This is a genomic window from Salidesulfovibrio brasiliensis JCM 12178 (genome assembly GCF_001311825.1).
Lineage (GTDB): Bacteria > Desulfobacterota > Desulfovibrionia > Desulfovibrionales > Desulfovibrionaceae > Pseudodesulfovibrio > Pseudodesulfovibrio brasiliensis.
On the sequence record NZ_BBCB01000035.1, the window covers coordinates 1 to 17,754 of the forward strand.

Annotated in this window: 17 protein-coding genes and 4 pseudogenes; 13 read left to right on the plus strand and 8 right to left on the minus strand. The window is 60.0% G+C overall.

All coding sequences use genetic code 11. The annotated features are described in order from the left end of the window. Positions 1-44 precede the first annotated feature (44 nt). The 7 genes and pseudogenes from JCM12178_RS09950 to smpB all read left to right on the plus strand — a co-directional run bounded on the left by JCM12178_RS09950 (position 45) and on the right by smpB (position 4,640). Positions 45-653 carry a biotin synthase BioB gene (locus JCM12178_RS09950; protein WP_083465844.1) on the plus strand — a complete coding sequence of 203 codons (609 nt, stop codon included), beginning with the start codon at positions 45-47 and terminating at the stop codon, positions 651-653. Then, complete coding sequence (locus tag JCM12178_RS09955; protein ID WP_245628710.1) at positions 646-1,188, plus strand: biotin transporter BioY; 543 nt, start codon at positions 646-648, stop codon at positions 1,186-1,188. The genes JCM12178_RS09950 and JCM12178_RS09955 overlap by 8 nt, the downstream gene beginning before the upstream one ends. 129 nt (positions 1,189-1,317) lie before the next feature. Further along, positions 1,318-1,521, plus strand: a pseudogene (locus tag JCM12178_RS19665) (PTS system mannose/fructose/sorbose family transporter subunit IID); the annotation flags it as partial. A gap of 65 nt (positions 1,522-1,586) precedes the next feature. Beyond that, positions 1,587-2,006 (plus strand): hypothetical protein, encoded by a 420-nt coding sequence (locus tag JCM12178_RS19670; protein ID WP_245628713.1) that lies wholly within the window; start codon positions 1,587-1,589, stop codon positions 2,004-2,006. 47 nt (positions 2,007-2,053) lie between these two features. Further along, positions 2,054-2,359, plus strand: coding sequence for an HPr family phosphocarrier protein (locus JCM12178_RS09965; RefSeq protein ID WP_054650990.1), 306 nt, complete (start codon positions 2,054-2,056; stop codon positions 2,357-2,359). 9 nt (positions 2,360-2,368) lie between these two features. Then, positions 2,369-4,152, plus strand: a pseudogene (ptsP, locus tag JCM12178_RS09970) (phosphoenolpyruvate--protein phosphotransferase). An 11-nt stretch (positions 4,153-4,163) separates the two neighbouring features. Then, complete coding sequence (smpB, locus tag JCM12178_RS09975; RefSeq protein WP_054650992.1) at positions 4,164-4,640, plus strand: SsrA-binding protein SmpB; 477 nt, start codon at positions 4,164-4,166, stop codon at positions 4,638-4,640. Positions 4,641-5,393: 753 nt separating this feature from the next. Here the strand turns inward: smpB and JCM12178_RS09980 are convergent. Both JCM12178_RS09980 and JCM12178_RS09985 read right to left on the minus strand, forming a co-directional pair. After that, positions 5,394-6,245 (minus strand): class I SAM-dependent methyltransferase, encoded by an 852-nt coding sequence (locus JCM12178_RS09980; RefSeq protein ID WP_172677106.1) that lies wholly within the window; start codon positions 6,243-6,245, stop codon positions 5,394-5,396. 33 nt (positions 6,246-6,278) lie between these two features. Continuing rightward, positions 6,279-7,091 carry a class I SAM-dependent methyltransferase gene (locus JCM12178_RS09985; protein ID WP_054650996.1) on the minus strand — a complete coding sequence of 271 codons (813 nt, stop codon included), beginning with the start codon at positions 7,089-7,091 and terminating at the stop codon, positions 6,279-6,281. 161 nt (positions 7,092-7,252) lie between these two features. Between JCM12178_RS09985 and JCM12178_RS19675 the strand changes: the two are divergent. From JCM12178_RS19675 to JCM12178_RS10020, 6 genes and pseudogenes are all read left to right on the plus strand, one after another. Beyond that, positions 7,253-8,766, plus strand: a pseudogene (locus JCM12178_RS19675) (ABC transporter substrate-binding protein). 2 nt (positions 8,767-8,768) lie between these two features. Continuing rightward, positions 8,769-9,716, plus strand: a complete 948-nt coding sequence (locus tag JCM12178_RS10000; RefSeq protein ID WP_054651001.1) for an ABC transporter permease — start codon at positions 8,769-8,771, stop codon at positions 9,714-9,716. Then, complete coding sequence (locus tag JCM12178_RS10005) at positions 9,706-10,551, plus strand: ABC transporter permease (protein ID WP_054651003.1); 846 nt, start codon at positions 9,706-9,708, stop codon at positions 10,549-10,551. Before JCM12178_RS10000 ends, JCM12178_RS10005 begins: the two co-directional genes overlap by 11 nt. A gap of 82 nt (positions 10,552-10,633) precedes the next feature. Next, positions 10,634-11,061 (plus strand): annotated as a pseudogene (locus JCM12178_RS18695) (ATP-binding cassette domain-containing protein); the annotation flags it as partial. 192 nt (positions 11,062-11,253) lie between these two features. After that, positions 11,254-11,505: an oligopeptide/dipeptide ABC transporter ATP-binding protein gene (locus JCM12178_RS19685; RefSeq protein ID WP_245628712.1), complete on the plus strand. Its 252-nt coding sequence runs from the start codon at positions 11,254-11,256 to the stop codon at positions 11,503-11,505. A 14-nt stretch (positions 11,506-11,519) separates the two neighbouring features. Next, entirely contained in the window at positions 11,520-12,443 is a 924-nt protein-coding gene (locus tag JCM12178_RS10020) for an oligopeptide/dipeptide ABC transporter ATP-binding protein (protein ID WP_083465848.1), read from the plus strand. A 54-nt stretch (positions 12,444-12,497) separates the two neighbouring features. Here the strand turns inward: JCM12178_RS10020 and hydF are convergent, their stop codons facing one another. The 6 genes from hydF to JCM12178_RS10050 form a co-directional block, all read right to left on the minus strand. Further along, positions 12,498-13,703, minus strand: a complete 1,206-nt coding sequence (gene hydF / locus JCM12178_RS10025; protein WP_054651011.1) for a [FeFe] hydrogenase H-cluster maturation GTPase HydF — start codon at positions 13,701-13,703, stop codon at positions 12,498-12,500. Then, positions 13,636-14,700 (minus strand): [FeFe] hydrogenase H-cluster radical SAM maturase HydE, encoded by a 1,065-nt coding sequence (hydE, locus tag JCM12178_RS10030; protein WP_245628711.1) that lies wholly within the window; start codon positions 14,698-14,700, stop codon positions 13,636-13,638. The genes hydF and hydE overlap by 68 nt, the downstream gene beginning before the upstream one ends. Beyond that, positions 14,684-15,262 (minus strand): hypothetical protein, encoded by a 579-nt coding sequence (locus JCM12178_RS10035; RefSeq protein WP_054651015.1) that lies wholly within the window; start codon positions 15,260-15,262, stop codon positions 14,684-14,686. The genes hydE and JCM12178_RS10035 overlap by 17 nt, the downstream gene beginning before the upstream one ends. 109 nt (positions 15,263-15,371) lie before the next feature. Further along, on the minus strand, positions 15,372-16,790 hold the full coding sequence (hydG, locus tag JCM12178_RS10040) for a [FeFe] hydrogenase H-cluster radical SAM maturase HydG (RefSeq protein WP_054651017.1): 1,419 nt from the start codon (positions 16,788-16,790) through the stop codon (positions 15,372-15,374). Positions 16,791-16,804: 14 nt separating this feature from the next. Further along, positions 16,805-17,047, minus strand: a complete 243-nt coding sequence (locus JCM12178_RS10045) for a TM1266 family iron-only hydrogenase system putative regulator (protein WP_054651019.1) — start codon at positions 17,045-17,047, stop codon at positions 16,805-16,807. Between the two features lie 358 nt (positions 17,048-17,405). After that, positions 17,406-17,747 carry an iron hydrogenase small subunit gene (locus tag JCM12178_RS10050; RefSeq protein WP_054651021.1) on the minus strand — a complete coding sequence of 114 codons (342 nt, stop codon included), beginning with the start codon at positions 17,745-17,747 and terminating at the stop codon, positions 17,406-17,408. Positions 17,748-17,754: the final 7 nt, after the last annotated feature.

The window sequence follows — 17,754 nt, forward strand, 5'->3', positions numbered from 1 at the left end:
CTTGAGACGGAGGAGGCCGATCGTTCGCCGCCTGTGTCCGCGCCGTGGCCGAAGCCGGGCTCGAGCCCGACGCCTCGCCGGGCATCGTCAGCCGTACCCTGCTAAGGGACTTGAAGAAAGCCGGGCTTCGGGGCTATCATCACAATCTGGAAACAGCGGCCTCCTATTTCGACACCGTCTGCACGACCCATGCGTATGAGGAAGACGTGCAGGCCGTGCGGGACGCGATCAAGGAAGGGCTGTATGTCTGCTCCGGAGGCATCTTCGGCCTTGGAGAAGGCTTTGAGCACCGCGTGGAGCTGGCCCTGACGCTCAGAGATCTGGGCGTGCCCTCGGTGCCCGTGAATTTTCTCACCCCGGTGCCGGGGACGGCGCTGGAAGACAGGCCGGTCATGTCGTCCGGAGAAGCGCTCCGGACGTTGGCCCTCATGCGGTTTCTGCTGCCGGACCGGCAGGTACGCGTTTGCGGCGGCCGTCCGTCCGTCTTTGCCAAGGGCAGCCGCTCGTTGCCGTTCAAGGCGGGCATTACCGGTGTCATGACCGGCGACTATCTGACCACGCCCGGGGAAGGCCCCCGGCAGGACGTGGACCGTATCCGGCGGGCCGGGCTGACTCCCGGACCGCATCAGCAAGGAGAGGACAATCGTGGCTGAAAGCATGCGCTCGCTCAACAGGCTGGTCTGGACGGCGCTCATTGCCGCGTCCATCGCCCTTGGCGCGTTTCTCGTCATTCCCATCGGCCCGGTGCCCATCTCCATGCAGCCGCTGTTCGTTTTTCTTGCGGGCATGATCCTCGGGCCGAAACACGGTCTGGCAGCCGTGGGGCTCTATGTGCTTGCCGGAATCGCCGGGCTGCCGGTTTTCAGCGGCGGCGGCGCAGGTCTTGGCCACGCCATCGGTCCAACCGGCGGTTATCTCCTCGGTTTTCTGCTTTCACCGCTGCTTACCGGGCAGATTCGCGACGCCGACGGCCCGGTACGCTGGCTCCCCGGCCTGTTCTGGGGGCTCATGGCCATGGTACTCATCTACGGCATCGGCGCGGTCTGGCTGAAGTTGGCGCTTGATTTCACCTGGGGCAAAACCTTTGCCGTGGGCGTCATCCCGTTTGCGCCGTGGGACGAACTCAAGGTCGTGGTGGCCATCTTTGTCACCCGCCACCTGCAGCGGTTGGAACTGCTGCCCGAATAGCCGGTTACGGAGGATTCGGCCATTTCGATCGTCAATACCACCCGGCATGTCGCGGACGTCCGCTCCTTTGCCTTCATGCGCACGTTCGTGCGCTGCTGGCTGGGCGGCGCGTGCTTCAATACGCGCGGCATGCAGAACGTGGGCATGACCTTCGCCATGATGCCCGGCCTCGAAGCCATCCATCCCGAACGGTCCGATTACCGTAAAGCCCTCAAGCGTTACGCCCGCCACCATCAGTCGCACCCTTTCTGGCTGCCCTGCCTCGCGGGCATCTATCTCAATCTTGAAAAGGGCATCGCAGCGGGCCGGATGCCGGAAAAGATGTTCCCCAAGGTCAAGGACACCATGAGCTACACGCTCTCCGCCCTTGGCGATTCCGTCTTTGCCGGGAGCTTCTTGTGTTCTGGGCGCTGGCCACCACGGCCATGCTGCTGGCCGGAATGCACGTCGCGCCGTTCGTGCTCGGGCTGGTCTTCTTCTCCGGGCTGCAAGCGTTTCGCGCCGCCACATTTCTTGCCGGGCTTCGTCACGGAATGCAGTTTCTCGACCGCCTGCGCCGCTGGGATCTCATCAACTGGGGCGCACGGCTCAAGCTCGCCAACGCGGTGCTGCTGGCTCTTGTATGGGCCCAGATATGGCCGCACCCCCTCGTCTGGTGGCAGTGGGCGCTCGGCGTCTCGGCGCTGATTCTCTTCGGCCGCTTCGTGCGGACCGGACTGTTTTCCCGTGTGTTCGCCGTGGCCGCGTTTCTGGTCATGACCGAATTCGTGCCGGAAATCCGCTCGGTAGTGACCGGGTTTCTGGCGGGGATCAATTGACTCAAAGAACAGAATAACCGATGGTCTACCATTGAACAGGATACATCATGAATAACGAAAGCTCGCTTCCCGAAGAAGGCGGGAACACCCTAAGCAGACAGATCGTCGTGTCCAACCTGAACGGCCTGCATGCCCGTCCCGCCGGACGGCTGGCTCAGGCCGCACAGAGCTTCAAATCCTCCATTACCATCTCCGTGGAGGAACAGGAGGTTGACGCAAAGAGCATTCTCGACATACTGACCCTTGCCGCCGCCGAAGGTTCCACACTGGAGCTGCGTGCCACCGGGCAGGACGCACGGGAAGCGCTCGACCGGCTGGAGGACATGTTCCGAAAACAGTTTCGCGACGAATAAGGACCCTACGTGAACAGCAAGACCATCAACGGCATTTCCGTAGCCACAGGCATCGCCATCGGGAAAGCCGTCTTCCTCAACAGGAGCCATAAGGCCCACCTGCCCAGAAACACGGTTTCCGCTTCCGGCGTGGAAGAGGAAGTGGCGCGCCTGCACGCCGCATTCGAGACCGTGCGCGAGGAAATGTCCGCCGTTCGCCATCAGGTCCCGCCCGAGCTCAAGGATTACGCCCTGCTTATCGACACTCATCTGATGATGCTCGGCGACCCCAAGCTTTCCAATACAGCCGAAGAATACATCCGCACCCTCGGCCTGAACGCCGAATGGGCGCTCGAAAAAGCCGTGGCCGATCAGGAGGCCGCTTTCGGCGCGGTTGAAGACCCCTACATCCGTGAGCGGATGCAGGACGTTCATGTCGTGGCCGACCGCGTCCAGTCGCGGCTCATAGGCAAAGGCCCGGACATGACCACCGTGCAGGGCAAGGTCATCATCCTCGCCCACGACCTCACTCCCGCCGACACCGTCGAGCTGGAAGTGGACAAGATCATGGCCTTCGCCACCGTGCAGGGCGGCAAGACCTCCCACACCGGCATCATGGCCCGCACGCTCGGCATCCCGGCCCTCGTGGGCGTCAACAAGCTCGAAGAGGCCATCACCGACGGCGATCTTATCGTGGTGGACGGCCTGCAGGGCAAGATCGTCGTCAATCCGAGCGAAGACGAGCTTGCCGAATACAACGAGCGCGCCGCCTTCTTCGAGGAATATACCCGCCAGACCCGGCGGCAGTGCCAGCTTCCGGCGGAAACCTTCGACGGTTTCAAGGTCGACGTGCACGCCAACATCGAGCTTGTCGAGGAAGTGGCCGCAGTCATCGACAACGGCGGCGAAGGCATCGGCCTCTACCGCACCGAATACGCCTACATCAACCGTCCGGACCTGCCCGAAGAGGACGAACTCTTTGAAAAGTACGCGGACCTCGCGTCCATCATGGCACCCCGGAAGGTCATCTTCCGAAGCCTCGACCTCGGCGCGGACAAGTTCATGTCTCACGTCGGCATGCTCGACGAGAGCAACCCCGCCATGGGACTGCGCGCCATCCGTTTCTGCCTGAAGCACCCGCGGATTTTCAAGACCCAGCTCCGCGCCATCCTGCGCGCCTCGGTCTACGGCAACGTGGCCCTCATGTTCCCCATGATCTCCGGCATCAAGGAGGTCCGGCAGGCCAAGGCATGGCTGGCACAGGCCAAGGCCGAACTGCGCCGCGAAGGCAAGGAATACGATCCGACATGCCCGTTGGCATCATGATCGAACTGCCCGCCGCAGTCATGATCGCCGACCTGCTCGCGCAGGAAGTCGACTTTTTCAGCATCGGCACCAACGATCTCATCCAGTACAGCATCGGCGTGGACCGTACCAACAGCCACGTATCCTATCTGTACCAGCCGCTGCACCCCGCCACCCTCCGGGCCATCAAGCTCGTGGTGGACGCCGCCCACGAAGCGGGCATCGCAGTCAGCCTTTGCGGCGAGGTCGCCTCCGACCCCTACTGCGTCCCCCTGCTCATGGGCATGGGCATCGATTCCATCTCGCTCACCCCGCAGGCCATCCCCGGCATCAAGCGCATCATCCGCCAGACCCGCATGAGCGACTGCCGCGAACTCCTGCGAAGCGTCCTCGAATGCCGCACCGTCGGCCGCATCAACTCGCTTGTCATGGAAACCATCTTCAAGCAGTATCCCGAAGAACTCACCTTCTTCGCCTCGCTCCTCGAAAACGACGAACTCCCCCATTAAGGGATACCCATATGGCCAAGAAAAAAAAGAAAGCCCCCTCCAACGTGATAGGGCAGAACAAACAGGCTCGACGCCTCTACGAATTCCTCGAAACCTTTGAAGCAGGCATCGCCCTTCAGGGCAGCGAAGTGAAATCTCTGCGTGAAGGACGAGTGGCCTTCAAAGACGGCTACGTACGCTTCAAGAACGGCGAAGCATGGCTCGTCGGGGTGCACATCGCCCCCTACGAAAACACCTCCCTCTTCGACCGGCCAGACCCCGACCGCTCCCGCAGACTGCTCCTGCACAAAAGCGAAATCGAACGCCTGCAAGCCAAAGCCGAACAGAAAGGACTCTCCGTCATCCCCGTAAAAATGTATATCACCCGGGGAAAAGTGAAGGTTCAACTCGCGCTCGGCAAAGGCAAAAACGTCCACTCCAAAAAAGAAGACATCAAGCAACGCGACATCGAGCGCGATACCGCACGACAGCTCGCCGCCTACAAGTAGAAGAGCGAGATGCCTCCGGCGGGCATGGGCGCGGAAAAGAAACGAGAAGGCCGCTTATTTTCGTTATTTCAGCACCTTGGGTCCTGCTTTATTGGCACCTATGCCGCGTTTAACACGACTGAAGACACGGGGTGGCCACGAAATGTGGAGGCAGGGGCAAAGGTTCTTATGCCAAAAAGGTTCACCGTATTTCTTGAACGCGAGTTCCCGCCAACATTTTCAATGATGGCGGGAACTTCTTTTTGTTGCCTTTGGGCGAAACAAGGCATTGTTAAGCACTTATTGAACATAATTCACACATGCTTTCCCACATGATCGTGGCGCAATCTCAAATGCAAGTGTTATTCTTAACAGCCTGGTCTCGCGAGAGTGAGTCTTATCCTTTGTGTCACAATATTGGCAGGTTTAAATGAGGAAGGGCTTTAGTTGTGTGGTGAGCCGATTCGTGGCTTCAGTATAGCTTGTGGTGACATCGTAGTCCGGTAATTGTCTGAACTATCCGTTCACCAGCGTTCATATCGCCCGTACTTGTTTCGCAGTTTGTTATGACTTGACGCCGAACGAGAGTGAGCCGCCGCTCTCTACCTTTTACGTCCACGGTAGCGGAGGTACCATCAGACCGATAGCCAAGTCTTCCAGATCAAGGCTGTTGGCCGCATGTTCATCTCCGTCAAATAGGAGGTGGGGCAGATCGGTGCTTCCCGGACGATTAAGCCAGCCCGAATGACCCGGTGACGAGTCTGTGCTGATAAATCAGTTCGTCACGCCAGCTTTCGGGCTTTTCCAGAAAATGACCGACGCCTTGCAGTTTTCGTGTACAAGATCGTCCGATGCGCTGGCCATGACGTTATCCTCGATCATGCGTTCCGTGCTGGGGGTGAGCTGTGTGTACTTGGCGTAAAAGAGCTTCTGCTGGTGAATCTTGCTCTCGACGGATCGTTTCGTGGAGTAGTCGACAATGCGCACTTCCGGGTTGCGGCCCATGGCGTAGAGCAGATTGAACGCGAGGGGAAACTCCGAGTAGCCGGGCTGGGGGACGTCACCCATGATGGCGCTCCACATCCCGTCACTGTGACCGCTGGTTTCGCCGCCTGCTCCACCGACGACGCAGCAAAGATCGCGGGAGACCGTCTCAAGCCGCTCCAACTGAGTCCGAAGGTCACGGAACATCCACATGGTAATGGCGGAAAGCGCCAGATCGAAGTGTCCGTTGAGGCTCTCCGTGTCCACATCCTGCCAGATGGACGGTATGACAGTATAGTCTTCTATCCCGGCGAGTTCGGCATTGGCCCGGAGTTGCCGGATCATCTCTTCGGCCGGTTCCACGGCCGTGACGCGCCATCCTGCCTGACCCATGGGCACGAGGATGCTGCCGGGGCCGCACCCCACGTCGAGGACTTCGGCTTTGGCCGGGAGAAACGGCGTAAGCACTTCGGTGATCTTGCGTCCGAAATCATAGTCGCATGCCTTGCGGCCAACAGAGAAATCCTCGGCCCGGGCCTGCCAGTAACCCATGTGCGCGCTGCCGACATACAGGCTTTCGCGGGTGTCCCAACGCTGTTCCCACAGTCCGTCCCAGTGTGCTACGCTCAGTCTCTCGTCCATCTCATACTCCTTTGCGTTGTCCGTCCGGCGCATTTAGGCCTTCCACCACATCATGGTCATTGTCGCCGGCACCTCGTACACACCGTTCGTGCTCCGGGTTGCAATATGCTCGTTGATCATCTCCGTGTCCTGCTCCGAAACCGTGCGATACTTGGATACAAGGTTTGTCCACATGGACCGTGCGGAGTCCTCGGAGCGTCGCATCATATAGCTGACGTTGGAGAGGCTGGCAGGTCTGCCGAGTTCGTTCAGCACGTTATAGAGGTAGAACGGGCGGTCCACCTCGGGCGCGTTGATGCCCAGCTTTTTTTGCATTGCGAGATTTTCCGGGTCGCCTTGTCCCATGGTGTCCGCGAGGCAGCAATGGCCTGAAGAGAGCCTGCTCATTTCTTCAATGAGCCATGCCGCGTCCGGAAACTGCCATGCCGCATGGCAGAGAAAGGCGAGGTCAAAGGCGTTGTCCTGCGTCTGCGCTGCAAATGTCGCAAAATCAGTTACTTCCGGGCTGACGTTGTTGATATTAGCTGCGGAGGCATTCTCTTCCAGCAGGTCAGCCATGGATTGGGCAGGCTCCACGGCAGTGACGCGGGCTGCCCGGCGGGCCAGTGGAAGCGTGACCGCACCCACGCCGGAAGCGATTTCCAGCACGTTGGAGTCGGCTCCCAGCATCGTGTTCGAGTGCAGAATCTCGGCCATCCGCTCTCCATACTCAAAACTGCTCGATACGATGAAATTGTTGTAATCTTCGGCCCTTCGATTCCAGTATTGCGTATCACTACGCGCGGCCATGTCTTCCATCTGAATGCGCCAGCGATCTTGCCAGGAAACAGCATCTGCTTCGTTCATCTCCACCCCTTTGCTTGTCTTTCGAAAATAGGTATGCCGCATGATATTTCAGTTCTCAATTTAATGCTTGATTCGTGCCACCCGATTAACTAACGTGTCAACAAATTAATCACCGTGGAGGAATCATGTTACTGAAAATTCGTCCGGCTCTCAGAATCCTCATGCTGAGCCTGAGTATTCTTATTGCGCTGGCAGGGTATGCCATTGCTTCGGAAACGGTTTTGAACGTCGCGGGACCGTGGGGGCCGAAGACGCTCGACATCCAGAAAGCAGGCTATGTTTTCAAACGCCTTGGCGTGACCGAATGCCTGATTGAAGTGAATCAGGATCTGGAGCTGAAGCCGGGGCTGGCCGAGTCCTGGTCTTTGTCGGACGACAGGAAAACGTGGACGCTCAATCTGCGGGAAGGCGTTCTCTTTCATGACGGAACACCGCTCGTGGCAGGGACGGTCAAAGCAGTGCTTGAGCGGCTTCAGGAGAAAGGGTCGCTGTTCAAGGCTGTGCCGCTGGAGTCTATAGCCGCTCCTGACGATCGAACCCTTGTGCTGAAAACCTCCGAACCGTTTGCTCCGCTGGCAGCGTACCTGTCCATGGGCGAAACCGCGCCTGTTGCCGAGTCCTCCTTTGATGCCAGCGGTGAGGTGGTCAGGCCGGTGGGCACCGGTCCCTTTGTTTTTGAAGATTGGAAGGTGAAAGACAGCGTAACCGTCACTCGCAACGATGCGTACTGGGGTGAAAAAGCCAAGGTAGACAAGGTGTTCTACCGCGGTGTGCCCAACGCCGTGACCCGTCTGGCCATGCTCCGGGCCGGAGAGCTGGACATCGCCAGATTCTGCCGCCCGAGGCGATTCGCTCTCTCGAACAGTCGGGCAAGTTCGAGATTCACCGCACGTCCATAGGCCGCTGCCGCATGATGGGGCTCAACATGGCCGAAGGGCCTTTCACGGATATTCTTGTCCGCAAGGCCGCAAACATGGCCGTGAATCGTGACGACCTTGTTCGCTATGTGCTTGAAGGAGTAGGAGAATCGGCCACGACGCTGTATCCGCCCATGGTCTATTGGGCAAACAAGGAAGTGAAGGGTTACAAATTTGATCAGGCCGGGGCAAAAGAGATGCTGGAAAAGGCCGGGTGGAAGGATTCCGACGGCGACGGAGTCAGGGAGAAGAACGGTACGCCGCTGAAGATCAAGCTCGTGACCTACCCCGAGCGCGCAGCTCTGCCGCCGACCGCCGAGGTCGTGCAGGCGCAGCTCAAGGATGTCGGGTTTGATGCGGAGCTTGTTGTGACGCAGGTGGACGCCGCTCACTCAATACGAGAAAGCGGCGACTTCGATATGTTCCTGGTGGGTCGCGGCCTGCTTTTTGTTCCCGATCCGGACTACAACCTCATGAAGGATTACTACTCCGAGAACACGGTCGCAAGCGGCTGGGGTGCCTATCACTTCAGCAATCCGAAAGTCGACGAACTGCTGCTGAAGGGCAGGAGTGTTTTCGACCAGTCGAAGCGCAAGGCCATCTATGACGAGGTTCAGGCCATCCTCATGAAAGAGGCTCCCATGATGTATCTGAACTATTACGTCAACGTGGACGCCGTGGCCAAGGGCATTGACGGGTACACCATGCATCCCACCGAAAGCAGCTACCATCTGGAAACCGTCAGCGTGAACAGGTAGTCGTGTTTCCGTTTATCCTCAAACGAATCGCCGCGCTGGCTCCGGTACTGTTCGGAGTCAGCGTTGCGGCGTTTCTGTCCCTTTCGCTCAGTCCCGGCAACCCTGCGGAAATCGCCCTTCGTGCGCTCACTGCATCTGAAACGCCGCCGAAGGCCGCGGTCATGGAGCTGGAGAAGGAGATGGGTCTGGACCGCCCGCTGTACGTCCAATACTGGCGCTGGCTCGGCAGGACCCTCAAGGGCGATCTGGGCCATTCCTACCAGACGGGGCAGAGTGTCGTGTCCGCCATCGGGCAGGCGTTGGGACCCTCGGCGCAGCTTGCCGGAGCGTCCATTCTGCTCGCGCTTGTCATCATTCTGCCCTTTGGAGCGCTTTCGGCCGCCATGCCGGGATCATGGGTGGACAGAGCGGCCATGACCGGCTCCATGATAGCGGTCTCCACGCCGGATTTCTGTGTCGGGGTGGTGTTGTTTCTGGTCCTGTCGGTGCAGATGGACCTGCTCCCGGTTGCGGGGTACGGCTCCTTTTCCAATCTCGTGCTTCCGGCCGTGACGCTGGCGGTAGCCAGCTCCGGGATAACCACCCGGTTGATGCGCACCTGCATGATCCAGTCGCTGGAGGAAAAATACGTGATTACGGCCCGGTCCAAGGGCATGGGCGAGTGGCGCGTGACCGGACTGCACGCCATGAAGAACGCGCTGCCGCCCGTGCTGACGTACCTCGGCGCACAAATGGGCTACCTGTTCGGTGGGGCTGTTGTGGTTGAATCCATCTTTCTCTGGCCGGGGCTTGGCAGCCTGCTCGTGGACGCGGTCAGGGCCCGGGACATGTACGTGGTGCAGGGGTGCATTCTGGTCATCGCCTGCGTTTACGTGCTGATAAATCTTGCTGTGGATATGCTTCAGGTCTGGCTGGACCCGAGGGTTCGGGAGGGCGCTTATGAAGGATAGATGGAAAAGCCCGGGCATGCTCCTCGGTATGGTCCTCTGTGCGATTCTCGTGTTCTTTGCCGTGTTCGCCCCGCAGGTGGCCCCGCACGACCCTGACAGGCAGCACCTTGCCCATCGACTTGAAGGACCGAGCGCCGAGTTCCCTCTGGGTGCGGACAAGCTGGGACGCTGTGTTGCGAGCCGCATCATCTACGGCCTCAGGCCGTCCCTCGGGCTGGCGGTCACAATCACCGCGCTGGCGGGCTTCATCGGTACATCGCTTGGAATCTTCGCCGCGTATTTCAAGGCGCTCGACGCGCTGCTCATGCGCATAACGGACTGCTTTTTCGCCTTTCCCGGCATTGTCATGGCGCTCATCGCCATCAGCATACTGGGTCCGGGCGAGACCAGCCTCATGATTGCGCTGGCCCTGCCGGGGTGGCCGAAATACGCCCGCGTTGCGCGCTCCAAGGCGCTGTCCATTCGCGAGTGCGGCTACGTGGAGGCCAGCCGCGCTATCGGGGCCGGGCCGTTCTACATTTTGCGACACTGCATCCTGCCCGGCGTTCTTCCTTCTGTCGTGACCATCTCCACGCTGGGCATCGGCGGCAAGATCATTCACATCGCCGGGCTTGGGTTCCTCGGCCTCGGGGTGCAGCCGCCGGTTCCGGAATGGGGGACCATGCTCATCAAGGGGCTGCCCGTCATAGAGGTCGCGCCGCACGTATCCCTTTCTGCCATGGCGGCAATTTCTCTTAGCGTTCTCGCTTTCACGATGCTCGGCGAGGGGCTTCGGGACGTGCTCGACCCGCGCAGCAACCTTTCGGACTGGCGAAAACTGCAGTTTGCCTCATGAGGAGGATCGCATGAAAAGACAGCAGAATTCATCGTTGCTTCAGGTACGAAATCTCAAGGTTCAGTTCGACTCGCCCGCTGGCATGGTTCGCGCCGTGGACGACGTGAGCTTCGATCTCGGATGCGGCGAGAAGGCCTGTCTTGTGGGCGAGTCCGGGTGCGGCAAGACCATTCTGGCGTTGTCGCTGCTGCGTCTTCTGCCGCCGGGCGCAAAGATTTCCGGGCAGGTGCTTTTTCGCGGCGACGATCTTCTTGCGCTCAGCGAGCGGAAGATGCGCCGCGTTCGACGCCGCGGCATGGGCATGATTTTCGAGCAGCCTTCGGCCTACCTCAATCCGCTTTTCCCGGTGGTTGGCAGATCGCCGAGGCGGTCCGGCTCAGCCGGGGATGCGGCAGGCACGAGGCCAATCAGCGAGCCTTGCGGCTTCTGGACATGGCCCGGATCCCGGAAGCGAAGAAACGGTTCCGTCAGTTCCCGCACCAGCTTTCCGGAGGCATGCGCCAACGGGTGATGATCGCCATGGCGCTGGCCAAGGATCCCGTGCTGCTCGTGGCCGACGAGCCGACTACCGCGCTCGACCCCACCGTGCGCCGTAGCGTGCTTGGGCTGTTGCTTGACTGTCTTGAGGAGACAGGGGCGGCGCTTTTGTGCATCACCCATGACTGGAACGCGGCCCGCCGACTCTGCCAGACCGCCGCAGTCATGTATGCCGGGCAGATTCTTGAGCTGGGACCGGCCGCGCAGGTTCTGAACAGGCCGCGGCACCCGTATGCCTCGGCCCTGCACAGGTCCATGGACGGTGTTTGCCCGGAGCCGATTCCCGGCAGTCCCCCGGCCCTGACTGATCTGCCCTGCGGATGCAGGTTTCAGCCCCGGTGCAGCAACTCCTGCGAGACCTGCTGTTCCATTGTGCCCGAATTCAACGGAGGCGTGCGGTGTCACAACCTGCAGTGATTCATCTGGAAAAGATGAGCAAAACCTTCGAGTCCGGGTTTTTTTTCAAGCGAAGAAATGTCGCGGTCCGCGAGGTGACGCTCTCCATCGCTCCGGGCAGGACGCTAGCGGTGGTGGGCGAGTCCGGCTGCGGCAAGACGACGCTTGCACGGATGGCGGCGGGGCTGCTCAAACCGGATTCAGGGCTGGTCACCTTTGCGGGACGCCCGCTGCCGACATGGGACGACAGGAGCTTGCGGCAGCGCCTTCAGATGGTTTTTCAGGATGCCGACGGATCGCTGAATCCCAATTTCAAGGCCCGCGACCTGCTGCTTGAGCCGCTGCGGCTGCATGGCCTGCTGCAGGGCGATGCGGAAGCGCAACTTGAGCGTCTGTTGTCCATGGTGGGCCTCGTTCCGGACCTGCTGGACCGGTATCCGCACGAGATGTCCGGCGGGCAGCGCCAGCGCATCGGCATCGCGCGAGCCATGTCCCTCGCGCCCGATCTGGTTATTGCGGACGAGCCGGTGTCCTCGCTCGACCGCTCGATTCAGGCGCAGATTCTCAGCCTTTTGCGTTCGTTTCAGGAGCGCGACAACGTGGCGTACATGTATATTTCGCACGACCTCGAATCCGTTCGGGCCATCGCGCACGATGTCGCGGTCATGCTCGGAGGGGTATTTGTTGAAACGGGTCCTGCTGATGCAATATTCACCAACCCGATGCACCCGTACACGCGGCTTCTCTTCGAGGACGCGATAGAATCCTGCGATGCAAGGGCTGTCAGCGACTATGATATGGAGTGGTGTCAGGCCAGTGAGGACGGCTGTGCCTTTGCGCCGCTTTGTCCCCATGCCGTGGCTGCATGTTCGAGCAGTCTGCCACTGCTCATCGAGCCGACTCCCGGGCGATATGTCCGATGTGCCTTGGCTGCTGATACCAATGAAATCGCGGCCTGAGGCTGCAAACGTTTTCTCGTCTGGGCCGGGAGAAAAACTCCCGGCCCATGTTTTTTACATGTGCCGGAAAGGGGCCATGACCCGTTCAAGGACTCCCTGCGTCTTGGAAATCGCGATTCCATAGTTCGTCACCGGGACCCCGCGCCTGCGGCATTCCCGGATGCGGCGGAGTATTTCGCGGCGATTGGTCATGCATCCCCCGCAGTGAACGGCAAGGGCGTATTGCTCAAGGTCCTCGGGGAAGTCGTGTCCGGCGTAGACATCGAACTCCAGCGTGCGGCCCGTGTACTGTCGCATCCAGCGGGGAAGCTTGACCCGTCCTATGTCGTCTGCCACCGGATGATGTGAACAGGATTCACAGATGAGCACCCTGTCGCCGTCCTGAAGCGAGTCCATGCGTACCGCTCCTGCGGCCAGCTCGCCGAGGTCGCCCTTGTAGCGGGCAAAGAGCGTGGAGAACGTGGTCAGCGGTATGCCATCCGGAACGTCGCCCGCAACGCTCGTGATGGCCTGCGAGTCGGTGATGACAAGGGCTGGGGGCTTTGCGAGGTTTGTCAGCGCGTCTTTCACCTCACGCTCCTTGACCGTCACGGCGATGGCGTCCCGGTCCAGAATGTCGCGCAGGACCTGAACCTGCGGCAGAATCAGCCGTCCCTTGGGCGCGGCGAGGTCGATGGGCACGACGCAGACCACCCAGTCGCCTTCCCGAATAAGGTCCCCGGCGAGTACCGGGTCCTCCCGCATCTCTGGCGGGGCCGATTCGATGATCTGGGTCTTGAGTGCGTCCACGCCGGTGCCACTGGATGCCGATACCGCAACGTATGTGATGCCCTTTTCCTCACACCAGCGCGTGTCCGCCTCATCAGGTTTCATGATGTCGGCCTTGTTGAAGGCCACCACTACGGGCAGGCCAAGCGCCCGGACCTCTTCGATCAGGGAATGATCGCTCCTGGAGAGTCCTTTTTCATCGATGACGAGTACGGCGACATCCGTGCGCATGAGCACCTTTCGTGTCGCGGCAACCCGCAGCCGTCCGATTTCCCCGTCGTCGTCCAGCCCGGCGGTGTCATAAAAGGTGACCGGGCCGAGCGGGTTCAGTTCGTAATGCTTGGCGACAGGGTCCGTTGTCGTCCCCGGCGTCGGGGAGGTAATGGCCACGCCCTGACCGGCAATGGCGTTTATGAGGGACGATTTACCCGCATTGCGCCGTCCGGCAAGCGTAATCACCAGACGGACGCCTCGGGGCGCTTTGGTCGACATAGTGCCTCCTTGGGGAAGATCCTTTTGATTGTGAGGGAACGAGGCCCATGCGGGCGATGGATTCCTTGACGGTGTTGAGCTTCAGGACGGCGTTGTGCTCCGTCATGTTTTTGCCCGGATAGATGGCGTAGTCCGACCTGAGGTGTTCCGGCGTCAGTGACGGCATGACAACGTTGCAGCCGCGAAGAAGGCCGGTCTGGCGGCCGCCGGGCAGCAGAGCGTCCAGTGCGCTGGTGGCCGGAATGTTCGCTTGCGGGCACAGGATTCTCATGATTGCCGAAACCCGCAGGGAAAGCTCCACGTCTCCGGCGGGATTGAACGCCAGCGGCGTGGCCGGACTCGGGACAAATGGGCCGATGGCGATCATGTCCAGTTCGAGATGACTGAGGAGGACCATGTCGCGCACTGTGGTCAGGATGTCCGTGTCCGGCAGGCCGACAATGATTCCGGAGCCGACCTCGTAGCCGAGGCGCTTGAGTCCTTCAATGCGGTGAAGGCGCTCCTGAAAGCTCTCCCCGCAGCGCAGCCGTTCGTAGAGCTTCACGTGGCCGGTTTCCAGCTTGAGAAGAGCCCGGTCCGCTCCGCAGTCCCGCCAGTAGGCGTATTCGTCCAGCCCCCGGTCCCCGAGGGAGAGGGTGACGGCAATGTCGTGACGGTCCTTGATGCGGCTGATGATGTCTCCGATGGTCCTGGCAGAGTAACTGAAGTCGTCGCCGGACTGCAGAACCACGGTGCCGAGTCCTTCGCGCGCGACCACGTCTGTGGCGCTGACGATCTCGTCCGGGGTCATGCGGTATCGCTTCAGCTTCCGGTTATGCGCACGCAGTCCGCAATATTGGCAGTTCTTGTTGCAGACGTTCGAAAATTCGACGATTCCGCGAAGGTAGACCTCGTCGCCGAAAACGGAGCGGCGAACAGTGTCTGCTCGCTGAAAGAGCGAGGCATCGTCTGCGCCGCCGATATAGTGCAATATGTCTCTTTCACTTGGGGTGTTCACGATTCTCTCCTGATTGCATTGCCCGAACACAGTCCTCCACAACCCGGTATGCCGCGACATCGAATTCGGAAGCGTTTTCAGGCACACCTGTAATACTCCAGCCCATCAGCCGCTCAACGTCCGCTTGCAGCCGCACCCATATCCCCAACGGGGCCGGAATCGAGGCGTTGGCGTATTGGCCGAACAGGATCGTGTCATCCACGATCAGGGCAGGAAAGCACGGCGCCTCTTCAAGCTCATGGATGCGCAGCCGGGCCGGACAGCCCTCCCTGAGTTCATCCAGAAACCGCCATGAGTCCGATAATTCCCGCCTTGCTTCGGCCTCTGTCGCCCTGTCACGCAGAATGTGAAGGAATCTTTGGCTCCATGGCTCGACGGTGCGCGGGAGGGTTATGACATCCATTCCGTTCGTGCCGGGCCGCCCGAGGTACTCCCGGATGGCCGCACAGTGGCGTGCAGATGCCGCAAAGGGTGCGTATACGGCTGCGTGCAGGATCACCCGTGACCGTGCCGAGCGTATGAGCGCGGGAACGTTCATGTTCCGTATTCCGGCCAGAATCATGTTGTAGCGTCCTTCAAGGGGAAATCCACTCAGTACATGGTACAGCGTTCGGCGTTCATGGAGCCGTGATGACAAGCCGCGCCCGGGAGGCCGGGCGCGGCCTTTGATCCTAGAGGTAAAGGTCCCGTTCGCCGTTTTCCATGCGGGCCAGACGGTCCACGAGGAGGGTGCGGCGTTTGGGGTCGTCATAGGTCTCCAGCTCCTGCCGGATAAGCTGCTCTCCGGCCTTCTTCGTCTCACCGGAGGCATAATCCTCAAGGTATTCCTTGAAGGTCAGAAGGCCGTTCGGGAGACAGAACTTCTGGATGAACCCGGTCTTTGCGAGCTCCATGAAGTGTTCGCCGGTTCTTCCGAGGCGGTAACAGGCCGTACACCACGAGGGGACGTACCCATGGTCCGAGACGATGCCGCGGATGACCTCGTCGAGGCTGCGGTTGTCGCCGATGCAGAACTGCTGCACGTCGGGGCGGTCATATTTCGGGTCGCTGTACGCTCCGGGGTAGGTGCGCGACCCTGCGGAGAGCTGTGAGACGCCGACTTCCAGCAGTTCCTTGCGGGTTTCGGCGTTTTCACGGGTGGTCAGAATGAGACCGGTATAGGGAACAGCCATTCGCAGGACGGCCACGATCTTCTTGAACTCGTGGTTCGTGGTCGGGTAGGGCGGATTGTAGGCCATCTCCGAGTTGAGGGCCGGTTCGAGCCGGGGGAAGGAGATGGTGTGCGGCCCGACGCCACAGTCGCGTTCGAGTTGGTTGCAGTGAGTGAGCAGGCCGAGGATGTCGAAGACCGGGTCGAAAACGCCGAAGAGCACGCCCATTCCCACGTCGTCTATGCCCGCCTCCTGTGCCCGGTGCATGGCGTGCAGACGCCAGAGGTAGTCGGCCTTTTTCCCGGCAAGGTGCAGTTTGGAATATGTCTCGCGGTGGTAGGTCTCCTGAAAACACTGGTATGTGCCGATGCCCACTTCGTGAAGGGTCCTGAATCCTTCCACGTCCAGCGGGGCACAGTTCACGTTGACCCGGCGGATTTCACCGCTTTTGTCCGACGTGACGGAATAGACGTCGCGGATGGTTTCGGCGATCCAGTCGGCACCGAAGCGTGGATGTTCGCCGTAGACCAGCAGGAGCCGCTTGTGGCCGAGCTTCTCCAGCACCGCGACCTCCTGCTGTATCTCCCTGTTATTCAGGGTGCGGCGGTCGAGGTCGCCGTTCTTGGCGTTGAACCCGCAGTAGGCGCACTGGTTGGCGCATTCGTTGGTGATATAAAGGGGAGCAAAGAGCACCAGCCTGTTGCCGTAGATGGCTTTCTTGATGGAGATGGCCGCCTCGAAAATGGCTTCGTCAAGCTCGGGGTCGGTATTCTTGAGCAGGACGGCGGTCTCGTACGGAGTCAGCCCCTTTTTCTCCGTGGCCTTTTCAATGACTGCGCTGACCTCTGCCCGGTCGGCCTTTTTTGCGCGGGCAATATCCGCCCAGATGACTTCCTCGTCGATGAAGTTGAAATATGCATCGCTTTCCGCATGTGACATTTCCAGTCCTCCCGCTATACCATCAGAGATTTGACGCGAACGCCTTCAATCATGCCCAGCTTGCCAGTGAGGGCCCCCAGTTCATCCGTGTCGGCCTCAACGATGAGGCCGATGACGCTGACTCCCCTCTCGCGGCAGGGCAGGCCGATGCGGCCCACCACAAGTTCGCCGAACTTGCAGAGCATTTCGTTTACCTTGGGAGCCGCCGAGAGGCGCTCCTTGATGACGACGCCGATGATTCCGATTCGTTTTTCCATGCAGTTCCTCCAGCCATATAGTTTGGCATGTGAAACAGAGAAGCGCGGTCGCGGGAAGCGATGGACGGAACCGGAGGAGCGGGAGAATATTGCCGGCGGATCTTTGAAAGGGGCCGGGAGACCCCCGCCCTGTGGTTCAGACACATCCTTCCCGCAGGCAGCTTTCTCCGTGTAGGTGTTCCGAGGAGCACACTGCCGGAAAACGTAACACAGATCAAGAAAAAATATTACAATAAGTAAATCAAAACAAGAAAGGTAACAAAACTCTTTTGGCGGGGCGTGATTTATCTGTTCAGGATAGTTGATTAAGAAGCCCTTGGGTCAGCAAATACCTTGCCGCAGGCTGGTGAGGTGAGTGTTACAGGCCCAGCTTGAAGCCCTTTTCCTTGAGGCTGGCTAAACGTGCACTGCGGTCAGTGTACTCGGTGTGCAGAAGCCTGTGGGACATGTGGCCGCAAGGCCCTTCATGCAGGAAGCCGTGCTTTTTGTCGTACAGCTTCTTTATCATGGGGTTATCCTGCGATTTGCGGATCTTGTAGACGTTTGCGTCCGCATCGTAGACCTGCTTCTGGCGCAGGCCGACAAACGCCATGGCCGCGGCAAACGCTTCGCCGGTCATGTTGACGGTCAGGACGGCGTAGCCCGCCATGATGCCGCACGCTTTCATGAATCCACGTCTGTTGAATTTCGCGATGCTCATAGTGTTT